The following is an 18,858-nucleotide window of genomic DNA, read 5'->3' as shown; positions in this document are numbered from 1 at the left end:
TGACGTACAGTCACGCCAACAAGCGCTTCGGGCATATTCCAGCGCGAAGGAGTACGGGTGCGGCATACTGTGCGACGCCCGTCACGGGAAGTCGAACAGGCGGGGGCCGGCGGCCGTTCCACCCTGCGGGGCAAGGCGGACACCGCCGCTTCCGGAGCCGCCCCAGGGGCAACTCCGGCACGGCTGGCGCTCGGGACCACTCGCATCCCACACAAGGTACCGGAGTGTGGCGCCGACTCCGGGCCGTGACGGGTCACGCGGTGGACACGACCCGGTATCGACGCTCAGTGACGTGATCGCGCCACGATCCGCGACATCCGGGCGTCGCCGGCCCGGCGGGCGCTACTCGGGCACGGTGAAGTAGCGGGCGAAGGCCGGGACGATCTCCGCCTCCCCCACCTTGCCGTCGCCGTCGGTGTCCAGCGCGGCGGCGACCGACCGGGCGCCGTCCCCGGGCACGCCGAGCGCCGTGAGCACGCGCGCGGCGTCCTCGACCGTGGCGGCTCCGTCGCCGTCGGTGTCGGCGACGGCCAGCGCCGCGTGCAGGAAGGGGCGGGCGATCTCGGCGAAGCGGTCCGGGTTGTCCCGCAGCCGCTTGACCGCCGCCGTGACGAACTCCTCACGGGTGATGCGCTGGTCGCCGTCCCGGTCGGCGATGCCCGCCATGCCCTGCCAGAGCGCCTCCGCGCCGCCGTACAGGGCCTGCCCCTTCTCGGACCGCGCGGCGGTCCCGAACTCGGCGAGCAGCGCCTTGGCCGCCGAGTTGAAGTCCGCGCGGTCGATGTAGCCGTTGCCGTCCTGGTCGAAGGTGGCGAACCGCGCGGCGATCCTGCGCTCGTACTCGCTGTTGACCATTGTTCTCTCCGGCCGCCTCACGTCGGTGGGTGGTCTGCGTCTCGCTCGGAGCGTACGACGCCGGGCGCGGGCGCGGGCGGGTTCCGCGTGTCTGTGCGCCGGTCGGGTGGGTGGTGCGGGGTCGCGTGACGGGACGGCTACGCGGAGAGCGGGCGCGGTTCGTCGCCGGTCGCCGAGGCCAGGTCCGGATGCACGTCGAAGAGCCGTCGCACGCCGAGCGCGCCGAGGACGCGGTTGACGTGGGAACCGTCCACGGCGCCCTGCGCGGGCAGTATCAGGCGCAGCCGGCCCTGGCAGGAGCGGATGAGCCGCCGGGAGGCGATCAGCACGCCGACCCCGCTGGAGTCGCAGAACAGGACCTCGGAGAGATCCAGGACGAGGCTGTGCCGCCCCTCGGCCACCTCGTCGTGCACACGCTGCCGCAGCACCGGTGACGTCACCAGGTCCAGTTCGCCCGACACCTGGAGCACGGCCCACTCGCCCTGCTCACCGCCGGTCACATTGAGCGTCACCACCATGCCCTTCATTCGCCGGTCAACGGACGTCCGGAATCACCCGAATCTCACCACATGCTCCTGAAACGGAAGCCGTGCTTACGCTTCTTGGGCGCGCACCTGCCCAGCGGCCGTTCCCGCAAACGCCTCACGGAAAACGGGAGTCGATCGGAAACGGCTTGTTCCAGACTGTTTCGATCCTGTTCGATCGCATCCGGTCGCACGATAGAGGGTAGGGGAGGGGCTTATCACCTACGGGCGGCCGGGGGCGCGCATTGGCACAAAGGGGCGTGCGACGTCGGACGTGCCGACTACATTCGGAGGGACGCCGGCCGCAGGCTGGAGACCGGAACGGGCACGACGCGAGCAGGCGACGGACTGGGGGTGAGAGGCCGTATGGCGAAGAGCGACACACCGCTGCGCTGGGACCGCAAGATGCAGCAGCGCCTCGCGCGCGGCGAGGCCGCCGCCCTGGGAGAGCTGTACGACCGGTTCGCCTCCCTCGTGCACGGTCTCGCGCACCGGGTGCTCGGTGACGAGCGGGCCGCCGACCGCATCACCCGCGACGTCTTCGCGTACGTCTGGGAGCATCCGGACGCCTACGACCCCCGGCAGGGCCCGCTGCGCACCTGGGTCGCCACGCTGGCGCACCGCCTGGCCGTGCAGCGGCTGCGGGCCACCGAGACGGCCGCCCTGGCCCGCAGCGGCACCGGGACCACCGAGGAGCTGGAGAGCAGGGTGCGCCACGCCTCGGTCGCCGCCCGCGCCGACTACATCGTCCAGTCCATGCCGGCCCCGCTGCGTGCCGCCCTGGAGCTGGCCTACTTCCAGCGCCGCGACTACCGCCAGACCGCCGTCGACCTCGGCGTCACGGAGGACGAGGCCCGCCGCCGCCTCCGTCTCGGCCTCCAGCTCCTCTCCACCGCCCGGGACGCCGCCTCCCCGGGGGCACCCGGGGCGCCGCCGGGATACGGAGGCGCCGCATGAGGGACGCGCACGGCACCCACGACGAGAACGAGAACACCGACCACGAGAACCCGGGGCAGCCGCGCGCCCACGGCGACCCCGCGGACGGGCACGGCCCCGGCACGGACGGGCCCCGGGACGATGCCGGGGACGCGGGAGGTCCGGGAGTCTCCGGCAGTAGCACAGAGCGCGACGCCCCCGTCGCCCCCGGCGACCCCGCCGACCCCGCCGACCCCGGCCGTCCCGGCGGCGACGCGTCCCCGGCGCGGATACCGCTCCCCCGGGTGTCCGTCGAGGACGGTGGGCGGGCGCTGCCCGACGCGGTGCCGGGCGGGCCGGTCGCGCTGGAGCACCAGGTGCTGACGTCCCTGCTCGGCGCGTGGGCGCTGGCGGCCTGCTCGGCGGAGGAGGCGGCCGCCGTCGAGGAGCACCTCGGCGAGTGCGACCCCTGTGCCGAGGAGGCGCTGCGGCTGCGCGAGGCCGTCGGACTGCTGCAACGCCCGGAGAGCCTCGACCTGGACCCCGCCCTGCGCACCCGCGTCCTGGAGGGCTGCCTGGAACGGCGCCCGCCGCGCATCCCGGTGCCCGAGTGGGCGACGCCGTACGACGCCGAGACGGCCCGGCTGGACGCGCTGCTCCAGGACATCGGCGACGCCGAGTGGCACGCGCCGGTCCGGCTGCGCTGGTACGAGGCCGACGGCGCCGCGAGCCGCCGTACCACCGTCGCCGGGGTCATCGCGCACCTGCTGAGCGTCGACGGCCTGGTCGCGGTCGCCCTGGGTCTCGCCGACCCGCTGGGCGACGTGACCGCGCCCTCCGCCGCCCCGGCCGGCCGCACCGAGGCGTACTGGCGGGCGTCGCACTACCCGCCCACCCGCGCGGTGCGGGCACCCTGGCGCGAGCAGAGCCACGGCATCGTACGGACCGTGTCGTTCACCGGCGAGGCAGGCCGGATGCCGGTGTCCTACGGCGACTTCGAACTGCCGCTGCACGACGCCATGCTGGACCGCGCCTTCGAGTGCTGGGTGCACGCGGAGGACATCGCCGAGGCGGTGGACTACCCGTACGGGCCGCCCTCCGCGCGTCACCTGCACCGCATGATCGACCTGGCGGCCAGGATGCTGCCGGACGTCCTCGCGGCCCGTCGCCGGGACGGGCTGGCCTCGCCCGCAGCCCGCCCGCGCCTGGTGGCCGCGGGGGAGCCGGGGCGCAGCCTGCGCCTGGAGATCGAGGGTTCGGGCGGCGGGGAGTGGTTCATCCCGCTCGACTCCCCGGGCGCGCTGGGCTCCGCCGACCACGAGGTGGCCCATGTGGCGCTGGACGGCGTGGAGTTCTGCCGGCTGGCCGCGGGCCACGTGCCTCCGGCGGACGCCGCGGCGGGGCAGCTGGGGGACCGCGAGGCGATCAGGGACGTGCTGTTCGCCGCGGCGAGCCTGAGCAGGATGTAGGAGCGGATCGCCGCCCCCGCGGCCCTAGGCGAAGACGACCGTGCGGCGCCCGTTGAGGAGGATCCGCCGCTCCGCGTGCCACTTCACGGCCCGGGCCAGTGCCTGGCACTCCACGTCCCGCCCGACGGCGACCAGCTGGTCCGGCGTGACGTCGTGCCCGACCCGCTCGACCTCCTGCTCGATGATCGGCCCCTCGTCGAGGTCGGCCGTCACGTAGTGCGCCGTCGCCCCGATCAGCTTGACGCCCCGGGCGTGCGCCTGGTGGTACGGCTTGGCGCCCTTGAAGCTCGGCAGGAAGGAGTGGTGGATGTTGATGATCCGGCCGCTGAGCTGCTTGCAGAGGTCGTCGGAGAGGACCTGCATGTAACGGGCCAGCACGACGAGTTCGACGTTCTCCTCGCGCACGATCTCCAGGACGCGCGCCTCCGCCTCCGCCTTGGTGTCCCGTGTCACGGGGATGTGGTGGAAGGGGATGTCGTAGGAACCCACCAGCTCGGCGAAATCGGTGTGATTGGACACCACTGCGGCGATCTCCACCGGCAGCGCACCGATCCGGGCCCGGAAGAGCAGGTCGTTCAGGCAGTGCCCGAACTTGCTGACCATGAGCACGACGCGCATCTTCTCGTCGGCCCGGTTGATCTGCCAGTCCATGTGGAAGGCGTCCCCGATGGCCGTGAAGCTGGCGCGCAGCTTGTCCACGGTCACCGGCGCCTCGGCCGAGAAGTGGACGCGCATGAAGAACAGTCCCGTGTCGTGGTCGCCGAACTGCTGGCTGTCCTCGATGTTGCAGCCGGTCATGAACAGGTAGCTGGACACGGCGTGCACGATGCCCTGCTTGTCCGGACAGGACAGGGTCAGGACGTACTGGTCGGCCGGGGCGACGGCCGGCGGGACGGCGGCGGGGGACGGCTCATTCATGCAGGACAGGGTCCCATATCCGGGCCGCGGGGCCGAGTGGCGTCCCGCCAGGCGGACCCGGACGCCACGCGGCCGGACCCTGCGGGCCCGCGCGACGGGCCCGGGCGCCCGCTCAGGCGGACCGGGTCAGGATGCGCAGCACCTCCAGCGTGCGCGGCTCCGCCTCCGGGTCCTCGCCGTCGCTGGTGGCCAGCCGCACGTGCGCGTCGCGCGCCGCCCGGACCGCCTCCGGCCAGTCGGGGTGTTCGAGGTAGGCGGTCACCGGCGCGTCCGGCCCCACCTGGTGCATGATCCGCAGCACCCGCAGCACGGCGGTGTCCACGAGCGCCGCCTCCTGCGAGTCCCGGAAGACCGTGCCCACGTACTTCTCGGCGGACCAGTGGTCCAGCCAGGTGTCCTCCACCAGCCGGTAGACCGCGTCCGTGACGTCACCGTAGCCGTCCACACCGGCGAGCCAGACGTCCCGCTGGAAGGCGGGGGCGGAGAGCATGTGCAGCGCGGAGCGCACCTGGCTGCGCCAGCGCCACCACGGCATGTCGTTGAGTGGCATGCCGCCCATGGTGGAGGAGCGGCGGCCGCGACGGGAAGAGTTCTCCGAACCTTGCACGGTCATCGATCGTACGTTCCCCCTCGCTCACGCCTCACCGGCCCCCGCAATTCACCCCGGCGTCACCCTGCGTTGACCGCAGGTCACTTCCAGGTTAGCCGTGTGACGGAATCGTGCGGGCACATGACCGGCAGGCGACCCACCCGCAGCACCTTCCTCCGCGGCCTCCGCGGCCGCTCCCGGGCATCCCGCACCGGTGTCCTGTCCGCGGGCGCGCTGGTGGCGTGCGCGTCGCTCGCCGTCGGCTGCGGGGTCGTCCCCGGTACCACGGGGGGTTCCGGGGACGACGACCCGATCACCGTCATGACCTGGGCGCCCCAGGACACGGGCGCGACCAACAAGCCCGGCATGCCCGCCTTCGCCCAGGCCTACGCCCGCTCCGTCAACGCCCAGGGCGGGCTCGGCGGACGCAAGCTCAACGTCCTCACCTGCAACGACCACAACGACAGCGTGACCGCCGCGAAGTGCGCCCGCCTCGCGGTCAAGGAGAACGTGGTCGCGGTCGTCGGCTCCTACAGCCAGCACGCCGACTCCTTCCTCCCCGTGCTGGAGGGCGCCGGAATCCCCTACATCGGCGGCTACGGCATCACCAACACGGAGTTCACCAGCCCGCTGTCCTACCCGGTCAACGGGGGCCAGCCCGCGCTGCTGGCCGGCCTCGGCAGCGCCCTCGCCGGCTCCTGCGGGCCGGTCACCCTCGTCCGGCCCGACACCATCGCGGGCGACGAGCTGCCCGTGCTGCTCGACTCCGGGCTCGCCTCGGGCGGTCACGAGCACGCCCACGACCAGCGCGCGGCGGAGGACGCCACCGAGTACGGCGGCCAGTCCGAGCAGGCACTGCGGTGGGCGACCGCCGGCTCACCGGACCGGGGGTGCGTGGTGCCCGTTCTCGGGGACCGCACGGGCATCTTCATGGACTCCTTCCGCCGGGCCCGCGAGGACCACCCCGAGGTGCGGACCGCGACCGTGCTCGGCAGCGTCGACCAGACCACGATCAACGCGAGCGGCGGAGAGTCCGGGCCCTACGAGGGGGCGTACGTCACCGGCTGGTACCCGTCGGTGAGCAACCCCGCCTGGGCCGGGATGAAGAAGGTGATCAAGGAGCAGGCGTTCGGCGACAACGACGTCGACGCGGCGGACGCCGGGGTGCAGACCACGTACATCGCGTACACCGTCCTCAGGAAGGTGGTCGAGTCCCTCGGTGACGGCGAGGTCGGCGCCGACACCGTCCGGCGGGCCCTGGACGGCGGGCTGGAGATCGGCACGGGCGGTCTCACGCCGCCGCTCCGGTGGACGTTCGCGGACAAGCTGGCCTCGGTCGGCTTCCCGCGCCTGGTCAACACCGAGGTGTCGCTGCAGGTCGTACGCGAGGGCCGGCTCGTCTCGGCCCGCCAGGGCACCCTGGACACCACCCGCACCCTGCAGAACGCCGACGTGGCCTGAGCGAACCGCCCGGCCCGGCGCCCGGAGGCGGGGGGCCGGGGCCGGGGCCGTCACAGCTGGGTGGGCTGGCGCTCCGTCAGGCCGTACTCCTTGGCGATGGCGTTCCAGAGCTTGGCGGCCTTCGCCTTCTCCTTGCTCGCCGTGCCGCTCTCCCGGTTGCCGGCCCCCGGGCTGGAGCGGGGCTTGCCCTTCTTGCAGCCGTTCTTGCCGGCCGTCTGGTCGGCCCAGGCCGCGTAGTGGTTGTCGGCCGACGCCGAGGCCTGCCACGCCTTGGTGAGGGCGGTGGTCAGCTCGGAGTGCCGGGGCAGCTTGTCCACGCTCAGCTGGGAGAGGCTGGTGACCAGCCCGGTGCGCTGCTTGGCGGCCTCACGGAGGTCCTTGGCCGCCTGGGACAGGTTGTCGCAGGTCTTCACGTCGCCCACGGCGTTGATCACCATGGACCGGCTGTTGCCGCTGTGGGCCAGCAGCTTGTCCAGCTCGACGGCCTGCTGCCGGACCGGGTCCGCGGACGGCGACGCGGAGGCGGACGCGGACGCGGAGGCGGAGGCCGGGGCGGTGGCGGACACGGTCTGGTTGCCGCCGGTGTCCTCCTCGCCGCCGCCGCCCGCCATCATCGCGCCGGCCCCGACGCCGACGACGGCGATGCCGACCCCCACGGCCGCCAGGAGCGGCAGCCGGGAACCCGTCCGTCCGCCGCGGCCGCCGCCGTCCTCGTTCCCGCGCCGCCTGCCGCCGCCACCGCCGGGGCCCTGGGGGGCGGCGTACCCGGACCGGTCGCCGGGGCGCGGCGGCTGCGGCTCGTCGAAGCGGGGCATCTGCTGGGTGGACGAGGCCGGGCCGTCGGCGCCGGGCCCCCTGCGGAAGAGGTTGTCGAACTCGGCGGGCGGCTGTCGGTTCTCCGCACCGCCGGGCGCCCCGTAGGGGGCCGGCGCGGGGCCGCCGGGCACGGGGGCGATGTACTGCGTGGCCTCGGCGTCGGGGTGCGGGGCGGGCGCCGCGGGGGCGGGCCGGTGTCCGGCCGCGTCCGGCGCCGGGTAGTGCTGCGGGGCCCGGCCGAGGAACTGCGTCGACTCGGCGTCGGGCCGGCCGTGGCGGGCGTGCGGCTGCGCGGGTCTCTCCGGAGGCAGCGCCCCCGGTCCCACGGGGGGTATGTACTGCGTCGCGCCCTCGTCCGCGGGTATCCCGACCGGCGGCAGGAACTGGGTGAGCCCCTCGTCGGCCGACGGCAGCGGTGCGGACGGCTGCTGCGGCGCCGGGGACCCGGCCCCCTGGCCCTGTTGCGGGTACGAGGACCCCGCGCCGTACCCCTGGTCGCCGTACGCGTCCGCGACCTGGGCACCCGCCTGGTCGCCGTAGGCGTACGCACCCGGAACCTGGCCGCCGTAGGCCGCGGCCGGAGCGCCGTACGCCGGGGGCTGCGCGCCCTCCGGGGGGAGCGGGCCGGGGCCCGCCTGGGGCGGCAGGGCGCCGGGCGACCGGTCCGGGCCGTCCTGCGCGGGCCAGCCGTGCGCGGCGGGCGGCTGGGCGGTCTCCGGTCGGCCGGTGTCCCAGGGCTGGGCTCCGGCCGGCGTCGGCCAGCCCTGGTCCTGCGCCGGGCCCTGCTGCTGCTCGGGACCCCACGGCCGGTCCCAGGCCTGGCCGCCGGGCGGCGCCGAGGGGGGCACGGGCCGGCCGGCCGGCCCGGCACCTGTGCCTGCCAGGCCCGGCAGCAGCGGCTCGCCACCGTCGGAGGGCAGCACGATGCCTTCGCGCGCGGGCCGCGCCGAGGGCTCCTCGCCCTGTCCACTCTGCGTCACCGGGACTCCTACGAATGGGGGACCTTCGGAATCGTCGGCTCACGCTACCGGGTCCCCGGAGCCCACTGCCACGCCGCATGGGGCGTGGACTCCTTCCCTGTGACAGCAGTAACAAAACCGGGCCGCGGCACGCTGTTCACGGTGGATCGCGCTCACCGTGCCGCCGTTTCCCGTGAGTTCACGCGCGCGCGGCCCTCGTGTTCACGCCGCGGTCTGGAGGTCGAGCCGCGCCCCGAACTCCCTCACCACCGCCTCCTCCCGGTACGGTTCCAGCCGCGCCTGGAAGTCGTCCAGGTACTCGGCGCCCCGGTTCGAGCGGAGCGTCTCCAGGAGTTCCACCGCCTTCGTCGCGGTGGTGCAGGCCTGTTCGATCTCCCGTTGCTGCACCTGCGCGGTGGCCAGCAGCACATGCCCGATGGCCCGCCTGCGCGCCCGTGACTCGGGGTGCCCGTCCAGGGACTCCCGCGCGTACCGCGCCGCGGCGTCGGCCTGCCCGAGGTCCCGGTGGCAGTGGGCCAACTCGTCGGCGAGGTAGGCCTCGTCGAAGTGCGCGATCCACACGGGGTCGTCCCCGGAGGCCGCGTCGGCCGCGTCCATCGCGGCGACCGCCCGTCCGGCCGCCGTGTGGGCGGCCCGCACGTCGCCGAGGAGCGCGTGGCCGCGGGCCTCCGCCGCGTGGAACATCGCCTCCGCCCGCGGTGTCACCCGCCCCCGTGCGCCCTCCTGCGCCGCGCGCGCCAACTGCGCGATCTCGCGCGGGTTGCCGAGCTGGGCGGCCAGGTGACTCATGGACGCGGCGAGGACGTACCCGCCGTACCCGCGGTCGCCTGCCGCCTGCGCGAGCCGCAGCGACTGGATGTAGTACCGCTGGGCGAGCCCCGGTTGCCCGGTGTCGACGGCCATGTATCCGGCCAGTTCGGTCAGTCGGGCGACGGTGGCGAACAACTCCCGTCCGACCGCCTCCCGGTAGGAGCCCGCGAGCAGCCCGGAGACGACGCTGTTCAGGTAGTGCACGACCACCGGGCGCACGTGCCCGCTGCCGTACTGGTGGTCCAGGTCCACCAGCGCCTGCGTCATCGCCCGCACGGCCGCCACGTCGGAGGGCCCCACCCGCGGCCCGGCCGAGCGCGAGACCTGCGAGTCGGGGGCGGAGATCAGCCAGTCCCGGCTCGGTTCGACGAGCGCGGAGGCGGCGACGGAGGAACCGGACAGGAAGTCCCGGCGGCCGACGTCACTGCGCCACAGCTCGCAGACCTGCTCGATGGCGCCCAGGACCGTCGGCGAGAACTGGAGGCCGACGCCCGACGCGAGGTTCTTGCCGTTGGCCATGCCGATCTCGTCGATCGTGACCGTGCGGCCGAGCTTGCGTCCGAGCGCCTCGGCGATGATCGCCGGTGCCCGGCCCCGGGGTTGCTGTCCGCGCAGCCAGCGGGCCACGGAGGTCTTGTCGTACCGCAGGTCGAGTCCGTGCTCGACCCCGCACACGTTGACCCGGCGGGCGAGGCCCGCGTTCGAGCAGCCCGCTTCCTGAATGAGCGCCTGCAGTCGTTCGTTCGGCTGCCGCGCGACGAGAGGCCTTGCGGCCATGGCGTAACCCCCATGCGGTCTCTTGCGGTGTCATGCGGTATCGGTGCTGTCCCGGCGGACCGATGGATCCGGCCGTGAAGATCAATGCCCCGTCGATGTGCCGACAATGCGAGACTTGCGAAGCTTGCGAGGATTGCCGGGGCAACGGCCGCCGCCGGCCCCAGACGTGGCTACCCAGCTCCCGCGGTGGATCCTCCCGCGCGCCCCCGGACATGCACCCATGCGCCCCGGGTGCGGAATCGGTGCTCCTCTCCGGCGCAAAGGGCGGGGCGGGGCCCGGCGGGCGCGCGTCGGGAGGGCGGCCGCGGGAGACGGGCGGGCCCCCGTAACCCGGGGTGGGCGCGGGAGTTGAGTTCCACGTGGAAGAGACCATCCCGGGCACCGAAGCCGCTCAGATCCCCCAGCAGCGCGGTGCATCGCTGCTGGAGACCGCCGTACGCTACGCCGAGGAGCGCCACTGGGACGTGTTCCCCGGCACCTGGCTCGAAGCCGCCGACGGGGTGCAGCGCTGCTCCTGCGGGGACCCGGCGTGCGCCGCCCCGGGCGCGCACCCGGCGCGCGAGGACTGGGCGACCCAGGCGACGGGCAGCGCCACCGTCGCCCGCCGGATGTGGCAGAAGCAGCCGACGGCGTCGATCCTGCTGCCCACCGGGCGGACGTTCGACGCGATCGACGTGCCCGAGACCGCGGGTTTCCTGGCGCTGGCCCGGATGGAGCGGATGGAGCTGACGCTCGGCCCGGTGACGCTGACGCCGGACCGGCGGATGCGGTTCTTCGTCCTCCCGGGTGCCGCGGCCAAGGTGCCGGACCTCGTGCGGCGGCTGGGATGGTCGCCGTCCTCCCTCGACCTGACCGCGCTGGGCGAGGGAGCCTTCGTGGCCGCACCGCCCACGCGGTACGGGACGCGGGGGGCCGTGCAGTGGGCGTGCCGGCCCACCCCGGCGAACCGGTGGTTGCCGGACGTGGAGGAGCTGATCTCACCGCTGGCGTACGCCTGCGGCAGGGACCGTTAGGGAAGTCGCCGCCCGCGCCACGCGCCACGGGAAGGACGGTCGGCGAGGCTGACGCCGGCCGCCCTCCCCCGCCGGCGTCCGGGTCAGGACTCCCTGAGGGCGTCCAGGAACGGCTCGATGGCCGCCCGCCACGCCTCCGGCTGGTCGTAGTGGACGAGGTGGCCGGCGTCGGCGACCTCCGCGTACTCGCCGCGCGGGAGCACGCGGACCATCTCCTGCGCCTCCGCGCGGCCCAGCTCGCCGTCGAGGCCGCGGACGACCAGGGTCGGGCAGCGGACCTGGGCCAGCTCCTCCCAGTGGGCGTCGTAGACCCACGTCTCGCGGGACCTGAGCATCTGCTCCGGCTCGAAGACGGGCCGCCAGCCGTCCGGCGACTCGGCCATCACCTCGACGTAGAACTCGCCCCGGGCCGGGTTGGGCCGCTCCACCCATGGGTCGTCCTCGCCGAACCACTTGCGCACGTCCGCGAGTGTGGCGAAGGGGACGGGCCAGGCGCGGAACCACTCGGTCCAGGTGTGCTGCGAGGCGGCACCGAGCGCCGACGCCCGCATGTCGCAGATGATCAGGCCGCGGACCAGGTCGGGGCGTTTCGCGGCGAGCTGCCAGGCGGTCAGCGCGCCCATGGCGTGGCCGATCAGGACGGCCGGGCCGAGACCGAGCTGCTCCAGGGCGGCCTCGACGTCCTCGACATAGGCCTCCCGGGTGTAGGCGCCGCGCGGGGGCTTGTCGCTGCGGCCGTGTCCGCGCTGGTCGAGGGCGACGGCCCGGTGCCGGGCGGAGAGCCAGCGGGCGGTGGGGGCCCAGTGCGAGGCGCGGCCCATCAGGCCGTGGAGTAACAGCACACCCGGCTGGTCACCGGTGCCGGGGGCGGAGGGACCGGAGGGCGTGGGCGACGGGCCGCCGCCGCTCCCGTCCGCGCCACCGGAAGCCGCGCCACCGGAAGCCGTGCCCCCGAGAGCCGTGTGTCCGAGAGCCGTGTCTTCGAGGGCCGTGTCGTAGGGCCCGCCGGTCTTGGGAGGGTCGCCGAACTCCCAGGCCGCGAGGCGTACGCCGCCCGCGCCGGTCACGTCGATGCGCCGCGCCATAGGTCCTGGCACCCCCCAAGCTCCGCTCGGACCGCCCGCCCCTGCCGGGCCGGCCGGTCCTGTGAACCGTGTCCTGCCTGCCGTGCCTGTCCTGCTCGCCGTGACCGCCGTCGCGTGCGCGGCCGTCCGACGTCCGCAGAGTATCGAATACCCATTCGAAGAGGCCGTCTCGCTGAGCAACACCCCTCATTCGAGTGACACCCCTCAGGGATTGATCGTCCCCGCCCAGGGGAGATCTTCAACGGGAGGCGGACCGCTCGGGGAAAACGGTCCGAGGGGATTGACCCTGAGAGCTCGGGGCTCCGGGTCAGCACAGGGGAGGACAGGCCCCGGCGCCACACGGCGCCGGGGCCCTCTCCGTCTCTCCGTCACACCCTCCCCCTCCCCGGCCGGGCGACATCGCTGTCGGCGCACGGCCCAGAGCCCCTCACGTCATATGCCTCGCGCCCAGCCTTGCACGCGACGCCGCCGGGCGCTGCGATTCGGCTCACCGGCCCCCGGAAACGACGGGATCACACCCGTGGCCGGAACGCCCCGCGACGGGCGGGACCGGCCGGCCGGTCCTCAGCGCTTGGCGACGAACACGTGGGAGGCGACCTCCGACTCCAGCTCCGCCGCCTCGCCGCCGCTGCCCACCAGCACCCCGCCCGCCGACTCCGTCACGCTCACCACCGAGCCGGGCCGCACACCGGCCCGGCGCAGCGTGTACATCAGCTGCGCGTCCGTCTGGATCGGCTCCCCGATCCGGCGCACGACGACCGTCTTGCCCTCCAGGCCCGGGTCCAGGTCGGCGAGCGAGACCATGCCCTCGTCCAGGAACGGGTCCGCGCCGTCCGTCTCGCCCAGCTCCTCCAGGCCCGGGATCGGGTTCCCGTACGGCGACTCGGTCGGGTGGCGCAGCAGCTCCAGCACGCGGCGCTCCACGGCCTCGCTCATCACGTGCTCCCAGCGACACGCCTCGGCGTGCACCTGCTCCCACTCCAGGCCGATCACGTCGACGAGCAGGCACTCCGCCAGCCGGTGCTTGCGCATCACGCGGGTGGCCAGCCGACGGCCCTCGTCGGTCAGCTCCAGGTGCCGGTCGGCCGCCACGGACACCAGACCGTCGCGCTCCATCCGCGCCACCGTCTGGCTGACCGTCGGACCGCTCTGGTCGAGCCGCTCGGCGATCCGGGCGCGCATCGGGACCACACCTTCCTCCTCCAGCTCCAGGATGGTGCGGAGATACATCTCCGTGGTGTCGATCAGTCCGGACATTCGTGCCCCTTGATGAGATTGCCGGAGGCTACGGCCCACCGGCGCGTGCGCTGGCCCTGGAATTCAATTCTGACGCATACCACCGACAACCGTGCCTCACCGCGGAAAGCCGGGCCCCGGCGGCCCGGGCGGGCGTCCCCGACACCGTATTGACACCGCAGTGGTCCAGACCGCACGGTGATCCGCGACACAGCCACACCTAAGGGGTCCCGCATGAGCGACCGCAAGCCGGCCGGCCAGTTCATCGACGCCGCGATCGACCTCCTGCGGCGCGTCCGCGACGAGGAGGCGGACGCCATCGAGGCGGCCGGCACACTGCTCGCCGACACCGTGCAGAACGGCGGGCGGCTCTTCGCCTTCGGTGCCGGTCACTCCTCGCTCGCCGCCCAGGACGCCGTCTACCGCGCCGGCGGACTCGCCCTGATGAACCTGCTCGCCGTGCCCGGCGTCGTCGGCGTCGACGTCATGCCCGCCACCCTCGGCTCCGCCCTGGAGCGCGTCGACGGCCTCGCCGGCGTGGTGCTGGACTCCTCGCCCCTGCGCGAGGGCGACGCCCTGGTCGTCGTCTCCCTCTCCGGGCGCAACGCCCTGCCCGTGGAGATGGCCCAGCACGCCCGCGCGCTGGGGGTACGGGTCATCGGCGTGACCTCGGTGGCCTACGCCGCCGAGACCACGTCGCGGCACTCCTCCGGCACCTTCCTCAAGGACCACTGCGACATCGTGCTCGACTCCAAGATCGCCGTCGGCGACGCGGAACTCACGCTCGACACCGTCCCGGCGCCCTTCGCCCCCGCCTCCACGGTCGTCACCAGCGCCCTGATGCAGGCCATCACGGCCACGGCCGCCACCGCCCTCGCCGACCGGGGCATCGAACCGCCCCTGCTGCGCTCCGGCAACGTGGACGGCGGCCCCGAGTGGAACGAGCGGGTACTGGAGCAGTACGGCGACCGGATCTTCTACCGACGCTGACCCGCGCCGCCCGCGCTACCGCTTCCCCACCGCACCGGCCAGGTCCAGCACCGCCGCGATGCGCACCGCCACGTCCTCGGCGTACATCGCGTCGGACCGCTCGAACGCGCTCCGCCCCGAGCCCCGCAGGAACGTCACGACGCCCAGCGTCCGGCCCCGGCTGCGCAGCACCGCGCACAGGCCGTGCACCGTGTCCGCCGGCCACTGCCGGGCCGCCGCCCACTCGCGCACCCGCTCGGCCGGCACCGCCCGGACACCGGCACTGGCCCGCACCGAACCCGCCCGCTCCACGCACTGCACCGCCGGGTGGCTCGCGCCGTAGCGCACCGGCATCCCGGTCGTCCCGGCCGGCACGCTCGGTCCCGGCGCACCGGACGGCGTGGCCGCCACCCGGACCAGGCGGACCGGCTCCGCCGGGTCCGCGTCGGCGTCCGTCGCGCCGCCCGCGATCCGGTCGACCAGCGCGTGGTCGGCGAACCCGGCGAGCGCGAAGTCCAGGTGGACGACCGCCGCCTCCGCCGGGTCCTCGCACTCGGCCGCCGCCCGCGCCGCGCGGTGCAGCTGGTTGGCCCGGAACCGCAGCAGCGCCGCGTCCTGTTCGACCTGCTTCGACTCCGTGACGTCCTGGAACAGCCAGCCGACACCCAGCGGCACCGGCTCCTCCGCCAGCGGCGACGCCAGCCGTACGAAGCCGCTGCGCCAGCACCGGCGCCGCTCGCCCTCCGCGGTGCGCACGCTCACCCAGACCTCGGCGGGCCCCGGCGGCGTCCCTTCCGCCAGCACGTGCGTCAGCGCGCTCTCCAGCTCCTCCACGCCCTGGGCGAGCAGGTCGCCGAGCGGCCGGCCCAGCACCGACGTACGCCCGGCGCCCAGCGCGCGGGCCGCGTGCGCGTTCACCACGGCGGGCCGCAGATCCACGTCCACCAGCACCACGCCCCAGCTCGCGTCCTCCAGCAGGGCCTCGCTCAGCGCGATGGAACGCTCCAGGTCGATCTGGGCGTGCACCTCGCTGAACGCGCAGTACACCCCCGCGGGTCGGCCGTCGGGGCCGCGTACGGCCGCGGACTGGGTACGCACCAGCACCCGCCCGCCGTCCTTGGTCAGCAGCGCGAACTCGTGCACCTGCCGGCCCGGCGCCCGCATCGCGGACAGCAGCCGCTGCTCGACCTCACCGGCGTCCGCCCGGCGCACCGCCCAGCCCGCGAAGCCCTGCCGCCCCACGGCCTCGGCCGCGGTCCAGCCCAGGATGCGCTCCGCCTCCCGGTTCCAATGGGTGACGACCCCGTCCCCGTCGAAGGCGCACAGGGCCGCGTCCATGCCGTCGAGCAGCGCGGCCAACAGGTCCGCGCCGACCCGCTCGGGCTGCTCCGGCTCGTCCGGCCCCAGCTCGTCGGTGATCCCACTACTCCGGGAAGCACTCACCTGGACCCCCTGCAGGCTGCGTCCGCCGTACGGTACGTCGGCTCGCTCAGTGGCCATCACTGGCCTTCATTCAACTCGAACGTGATGCAGCACACACCGAGTTCCCACAAGATTGCGAAAATCGTTGTACTGCGGAAACTCGGCATACGCCCCCGTCATGCGGGGCGTCGGGCGAGCCGCAGATCGACCCATTCGTCGCTCTCGCCGTCCAGCACGTACCGCTCGCGTTCCACGAACCCGCGCGCCTCGGCGAACCTCAGCCCCTCGGCGTTCGCGGCCAGCACCACGGTCTCCACCGCCCCGGCACCGAGGGAGCGCGCGTGCGCCATCCCCGACGCGTAGAGCGCCGAACCGATCCCGCGGCCGCGGTGGCCGGGCAGGACCCGGGCGATCACGGTCGCCACCCGCTCCTCCCCCTGGGGCGGCCGCACGGTGGAGCAGCCGACGAGCACGTCCCCGAGGTAGGCGTTCTCCAGCCGGTACCGCCCGGCCCGCTCCCGCGCCTGGTCCGGACTCATCGCCGCGGGCGGCACGGTCACGTTGTGGACGTGCCGCCACTCCTCGGCCATCGCGTCACCACGCACGGCCTCGATCCGCAGCCCCGGGACCGACGGCTCCCCCTGTCGCTGTGTCATGCGCCGAACGGTAGGTGACCAGCGCGGACGCGTCCATGGGAGACCGCCGGCGAAATGACCGTGAAAACCGGTTGAGCGGACGCCGACCGGTTCCTAGGCTGTGCGGTACACGAGAAGGGAGGTGGTTCGGCAGATGTATGAGAACCGGACGCGTGAGGTGGCTGCGGGCTAGCGGCCCGTCACCACACGGAGTGCGGTGCCGGACCAGCGCGTGACAGACGCGTGCAGCCGGCCCAATCCCAGCAGTCACCCGACCCGCGAGTCGCCGGTACGTCCGGCCGGCTCCTCCACTGGAGGAACCAGACTCGCGGGTCGTCTGCGTGCGCGGGTCAGTGGTCGATGTCGGCGTAGCCCTCGATCGCGCGGGGGTCGCGGGGACCGGGGCCCACGTAGCGGGCGGAGGGGCGGACCAGGCGGCCGGTGCGCTTCTGCTCCAGGATGTGCGCCGACCAGCCGGCGGTGCGGGCGCAGGTGAACATCGAGGTGAACATGTGGGCCGGGACCTCGGCGAAGTCCAGCATGATGGCGGCCCAGAACTCGACGTTGGTGGCCAGCACCCGGTCGGGGCGCCGGGCGTGGAGTTCGGCCAGGGCGGCCTTCTCCAGGGCCTCGGCGACCTCGAAGCGCGGCGCGCCCAGTTCGCGGGCGGTGCGGCGCAGGACGCGGGCGCGGGGGTCCTCGGCGCGGTAGACGCGGTGGCCGAAGCCCATGAGGCGTTCGCCCGCGTCGAGGGTCTTCCTGACGTACGCCTCCGCGTCGCCGGTGCGCTCGATCTCCTCGATCATGTGCAGGACGCGCGAGGGGGCGCCGCCGTGCAGCGGGCCGGACATGGCGCCCACCGCTCCGGAGAGGGCCGCGGCCACGTCGGCGCCGGTGGAGGCGATGACGCGGGCGGTGAAGGTGGAGGCGTTCATGCCGTGCTCGGCGGCCGAGGTCCAGTAGGCGTCGACGGCGGCGACGTGCTTGGGGTCGGGTTCGCCGCGCCAGCGGATCATGAAGCGTTCGACGACGGAGCCGGCCTTGTCTATCTCGCGCTGCGGGACCATGGGCAGGCCCTGGCCGCGGGCGGACTGGGCGACGTAGGACAGGGCCATGACGGCGGCGCGGGCGAGGTCCGCGCGGGCCTGCTCGGCGTCGATGTCGAGGAGGGGTTTGAGGCCCCAGACGGGGGCGAGCATGGCGAGGGCGGACTGGACGTCGACGCGGATGTCGCCGGAGTGGACGGGGATCGGGAAGGGCTCGGCGGGCGGCAGACCGGGGTTGAAGGCGCCGTCGACGAGCAGGCCCCATACGTTGCCGAAGGAGACGTGGCCGACGAGGTCCTCGATGTCGACGCCGCGGTAGCGCAGCGCGCCGCCCTCCTTGTCGGGTTCGGCGATCTCCGTCTCGAACGCGACGACTCCCTCGAGCCCGGGTACGAAGTCGGACATCAGCGGCTCCTCGTGATCGTGATGTGTGGCGACCGGTGCGGGAGCGGTGCGGCGCCCCCGCGGACGCTAGGTCCCTCGGATCCACGGTCGTGCCGACGACTCGCGGTCCTGGCGGTCACCCCTGTGATGCCCCGTACGGTCGGCGTTCATCCGACCGGAGCGGGAGCAAGCACGATATCCCCGAGTGACACGCTTGGGGAGGGGGTGCGGCACTCAGTGCCACGCAGTGACCAAGAACACCGCCGGTACGGCAGGATGGCGGCGTGACCGATCGCGACGCCGCTCCCTTCGATCTCCCCTCGATGCGCAAGCAGTACCGGGCCGACGGACTCGCCGAGACCGAGCTGGCCGCCACGCCCGTCGAGCAGTTCGCGCGCTGGTTCCGGCAGGCCGCGACCGAGGGCGGGCTCTTCGAGCCGAACGCCGTGGTCGTCTCGACGGCGGACGCGCGGGGGCGGCCCAGCTCCCGCACGGTGCTGCTGAAGCACTTCGACGAGCAGGGGTTCGTCTTCTACACCAACTACGGCTCCCGCAAGGCGCGCGAGCTGGCGGAGAACCCGCAGGTCTCGCTGCTGTTCCCCTGGCATCCGATGGCCCGGCAGGTGATCGTCACGGGCGTCGCGGGGCGTACCGGGCGGGACGAGACCGCCGCGTACTTCCGCACCCGGCCGCACGGCTCCCAGCTCGGTGCCTGGGCCAGTGTCCAGTCGTCCGTGGTGACCGGGCGGGACGCCCTGGACGCCGCGTACGCGGAGCTGGCCGCGCGGTATCCGGAGGGCGAGCAGGTGCCGGTGCCGCCGCACTGGGGCGGGTTCCGGGTGGTGCCGCGGGAGGTGGAGTTCTGGCAGGGGCGGGAGAACCGGCTGCACGACCGGCTCCGGTACGTGGCGGAGGCGGACGGGGGCTGGCGCGTGGAGCGGCTCAGCCCCTGAG

At 74.0% G+C, this 18,858-nt stretch carries 17 protein-coding genes; 6 read left to right on the top strand and 11 right to left on the bottom strand.

All coding sequences use genetic code 11. The features are described from left to right. Window positions 1–342: 342 nt before the first annotated feature. Window positions 343–855, bottom strand: a complete 513-nt coding sequence (locus ACGF5T_RS07925; RefSeq protein ID WP_356608324.1) for an EF-hand domain-containing protein — start codon at window positions 853–855, stop codon at window positions 343–345. 137 nt (window positions 856–992) lie between these two features. After that, window positions 993–1,373: an STAS domain-containing protein gene (locus ACGF5T_RS07920; protein WP_053132806.1), complete on the bottom strand. Its 381-nt coding sequence runs from the start codon at window positions 1,371–1,373 to the stop codon at window positions 993–995. A 372-nt stretch (window positions 1,374–1,745) separates the two neighbouring features. Between ACGF5T_RS07920 and ACGF5T_RS07915 the strand changes: the two genes are divergently transcribed. Both ACGF5T_RS07915 and ACGF5T_RS07910 read left to right on the top strand, forming a co-directional pair. Beyond that, a complete protein-coding gene (locus tag ACGF5T_RS07915) occupies window positions 1,746–2,336 on the top strand; it encodes a sigma-70 family RNA polymerase sigma factor (protein WP_356608326.1) in 591 nt (196 codons plus the stop codon). Continuing rightward, window positions 2,333–3,763 carry a zf-HC2 domain-containing protein gene (locus ACGF5T_RS07910; protein ID WP_366766705.1) on the top strand — a complete coding sequence of 477 codons (1,431 nt, stop codon included), beginning with the start codon at window positions 2,333–2,335 and terminating at the stop codon, window positions 3,761–3,763. Before ACGF5T_RS07915 ends, ACGF5T_RS07910 begins: the two co-directional genes overlap by 4 nt. 24 nt (window positions 3,764–3,787) lie before the next feature. On the opposite strand, the gene purU is transcribed toward ACGF5T_RS07910, so the two are convergent. Both purU and ACGF5T_RS07900 read right to left on the bottom strand, forming a co-directional pair. After that, complete coding sequence (gene purU, locus ACGF5T_RS07905) at window positions 3,788–4,681, bottom strand: formyltetrahydrofolate deformylase (RefSeq protein WP_053132812.1); 894 nt, start codon at window positions 4,679–4,681, stop codon at window positions 3,788–3,790. A gap of 112 nt (window positions 4,682–4,793) precedes the next feature. Continuing rightward, window positions 4,794–5,294, bottom strand: coding sequence for a hypothetical protein (locus ACGF5T_RS07900; protein WP_356608330.1), 501 nt, complete (start codon window positions 5,292–5,294; stop codon window positions 4,794–4,796). Window positions 5,295–5,411: 117 nt separating this feature from the next. Here ACGF5T_RS07900 and ACGF5T_RS07895 point away from each other — a divergent pair, with 117 nt between their 5' ends. Continuing rightward, window positions 5,412–6,731, top strand: a complete 1,320-nt coding sequence (locus ACGF5T_RS07895) for an ABC transporter substrate-binding protein (RefSeq protein WP_366766706.1) — start codon at window positions 5,412–5,414, stop codon at window positions 6,729–6,731. Window positions 6,732–6,781: 50 nt separating this feature from the next. Here the strand turns inward: ACGF5T_RS07895 and ACGF5T_RS07890 are convergent, their stop codons facing one another. Together ACGF5T_RS07890 and ACGF5T_RS07885 are read right to left on the bottom strand one after the other, a co-directional pair. Further along, window positions 6,782–8,527: a hypothetical protein gene (locus ACGF5T_RS07890; RefSeq protein ID WP_366766707.1), complete on the bottom strand. Its 1,746-nt coding sequence runs from the start codon at window positions 8,525–8,527 to the stop codon at window positions 6,782–6,784. 201 nt (window positions 8,528–8,728) lie between these two features. Then, window positions 8,729–10,114: a transcriptional regulator gene (locus tag ACGF5T_RS07885; RefSeq protein ID WP_356608336.1), complete on the bottom strand. Its 1,386-nt coding sequence runs from the start codon at window positions 10,112–10,114 to the stop codon at window positions 8,729–8,731. Between the two features lie 359 nt (window positions 10,115–10,473). Here ACGF5T_RS07885 and ACGF5T_RS07880 point away from each other — a divergent pair, with 359 nt between their 5' ends. Continuing rightward, window positions 10,474–11,127: a bifunctional DNA primase/polymerase gene (locus ACGF5T_RS07880; protein ID WP_361015567.1), complete on the top strand. Its 654-nt coding sequence runs from the start codon at window positions 10,474–10,476 to the stop codon at window positions 11,125–11,127. 83 nt (window positions 11,128–11,210) lie between these two features. Here ACGF5T_RS07880 and ACGF5T_RS07875 read toward each other — a convergent pair whose 3' ends face one another. After that, window positions 11,211–12,212: an alpha/beta hydrolase gene (locus tag ACGF5T_RS07875; protein ID WP_366766708.1), complete on the bottom strand. Its 1,002-nt coding sequence runs from the start codon at window positions 12,210–12,212 to the stop codon at window positions 11,211–11,213. A 564-nt stretch (window positions 12,213–12,776) separates the two neighbouring features. Beyond that, on the bottom strand, window positions 12,777–13,469 hold the full coding sequence (locus ACGF5T_RS07870; RefSeq protein WP_356608343.1) for a metal-dependent transcriptional regulator: 693 nt from the start codon (window positions 13,467–13,469) through the stop codon (window positions 12,777–12,779). A 213-nt stretch (window positions 13,470–13,682) separates the two neighbouring features. On the opposite strand from ACGF5T_RS07870, the gene ACGF5T_RS07865 reads away from it, so the two are divergent. Continuing rightward, window positions 13,683–14,438, top strand: a complete 756-nt coding sequence (locus tag ACGF5T_RS07865) for an SIS domain-containing protein (protein ID WP_356608345.1) — start codon at window positions 13,683–13,685, stop codon at window positions 14,436–14,438. 15 nt (window positions 14,439–14,453) lie between these two features. Here the strand turns inward: ACGF5T_RS07865 and ACGF5T_RS07860 are convergent, their stop codons facing one another. The 3 genes from ACGF5T_RS07860 to ACGF5T_RS07850 form a co-directional block, all read right to left on the bottom strand. Beyond that, entirely contained in the window at window positions 14,454–15,917 is a 1,464-nt protein-coding gene (locus ACGF5T_RS07860) for a PAS domain-containing protein (protein ID WP_356608347.1), read from the bottom strand. Window positions 15,918–16,015: 98 nt separating this feature from the next. After that, window positions 16,016–16,495 (bottom strand): GNAT family N-acetyltransferase, encoded by a 480-nt coding sequence (locus ACGF5T_RS07855; RefSeq protein WP_361015573.1) that lies wholly within the window; start codon window positions 16,493–16,495, stop codon window positions 16,016–16,018. Between the two features lie 329 nt (window positions 16,496–16,824). Then, the gene (locus ACGF5T_RS07850; RefSeq protein ID WP_361015575.1) at window positions 16,825–17,925 is read right to left on the bottom strand and encodes a citrate synthase 2; all 1,101 of its coding nucleotides are present in this window, start codon (window positions 17,923–17,925) and stop codon (window positions 16,825–16,827) included. Window positions 17,926–18,227: 302 nt separating this feature from the next. Between ACGF5T_RS07850 and pdxH the strand changes: the two genes are divergently transcribed. Continuing rightward, entirely contained in the window at window positions 18,228–18,857 is a 630-nt protein-coding gene (gene pdxH, locus ACGF5T_RS07845; RefSeq protein WP_356608706.1) for a pyridoxamine 5'-phosphate oxidase, read from the top strand. Window position 18,858: the final 1 nt, after the last annotated feature.

The organism is Streptomyces sp. NPDC047853, assembly GCF_043204535.1.
Taxonomy (GTDB): Bacteria; Actinomycetota; Actinomycetes; order Streptomycetales; family Streptomycetaceae; genus Streptomyces.
The sequence above is the reverse complement of the archived record's forward strand: the minus strand, read 5'-3'. Positions and strand labels throughout refer to the sequence as shown.

Bases quoted from the DNA above. Each gene is read 5' to 3' on its own strand.
- ACGF5T_RS07925 (WP_356608324.1), bottom strand. From the start codon at position 855: ATGGTCAACAGCGAGTACGAGCGCAGGATCGCCGCGCGGTTCGCCACC.
- ACGF5T_RS07920 (WP_053132806.1), bottom strand. From the start codon at position 1,373: ATGGTGGTGACGCTCAATGTGACCGGCGGTGAGCAGGGCGAGTGGGCC.
- ACGF5T_RS07915 (WP_356608326.1), top strand. From the start codon at position 1,746: ATGGCGAAGAGCGACACACCGCTGCGCTGGGACCGCAAGATGCAGCAG.
- ACGF5T_RS07910 (WP_366766705.1), top strand. From the start codon at position 2,333: ATGAGGGACGCGCACGGCACCCACGACGAGAACGAGAACACCGACCAC.
- purU (WP_053132812.1), bottom strand. From the start codon at position 4,681: ATGAATGAGCCGTCCCCCGCCGCCGTCCCGCCGGCCGTCGCCCCGGCC.
- ACGF5T_RS07900 (WP_356608330.1), bottom strand. From the start codon at position 5,294: ATGACCGTGCAAGGTTCGGAGAACTCTTCCCGTCGCGGCCGCCGCTCC.
- ACGF5T_RS07895 (WP_366766706.1), top strand. From the start codon at position 5,412: ATGACCGGCAGGCGACCCACCCGCAGCACCTTCCTCCGCGGCCTCCGC.
- ACGF5T_RS07885 (WP_356608336.1), bottom strand. From the start codon at position 10,114: ATGGCCGCAAGGCCTCTCGTCGCGCGGCAGCCGAACGAACGACTGCAG.
- ACGF5T_RS07875 (WP_366766708.1), bottom strand. From the start codon at position 12,212: ATGGCGCGGCGCATCGACGTGACCGGCGCGGGCGGCGTACGCCTCGCG.
- ACGF5T_RS07870 (WP_356608343.1), bottom strand. From the start codon at position 13,469: ATGTCCGGACTGATCGACACCACGGAGATGTATCTCCGCACCATCCTG.
- ACGF5T_RS07865 (WP_356608345.1), top strand. From the start codon at position 13,683: ATGAGCGACCGCAAGCCGGCCGGCCAGTTCATCGACGCCGCGATCGAC.
- ACGF5T_RS07860 (WP_356608347.1), bottom strand. From the start codon at position 15,917: ATGGCCACTGAGCGAGCCGACGTACCGTACGGCGGACGCAGCCTGCAG.
- ACGF5T_RS07855 (WP_361015573.1), bottom strand. From the start codon at position 16,495: ATGACACAGCGACAGGGGGAGCCGTCGGTCCCGGGGCTGCGGATCGAG.
- ACGF5T_RS07850 (WP_361015575.1), bottom strand. From the start codon at position 17,925: ATGTCCGACTTCGTACCCGGGCTCGAGGGAGTCGTCGCGTTCGAGACG.
- pdxH (WP_356608706.1), top strand. From the start codon at position 18,228: ATGCGCAAGCAGTACCGGGCCGACGGACTCGCCGAGACCGAGCTGGCC.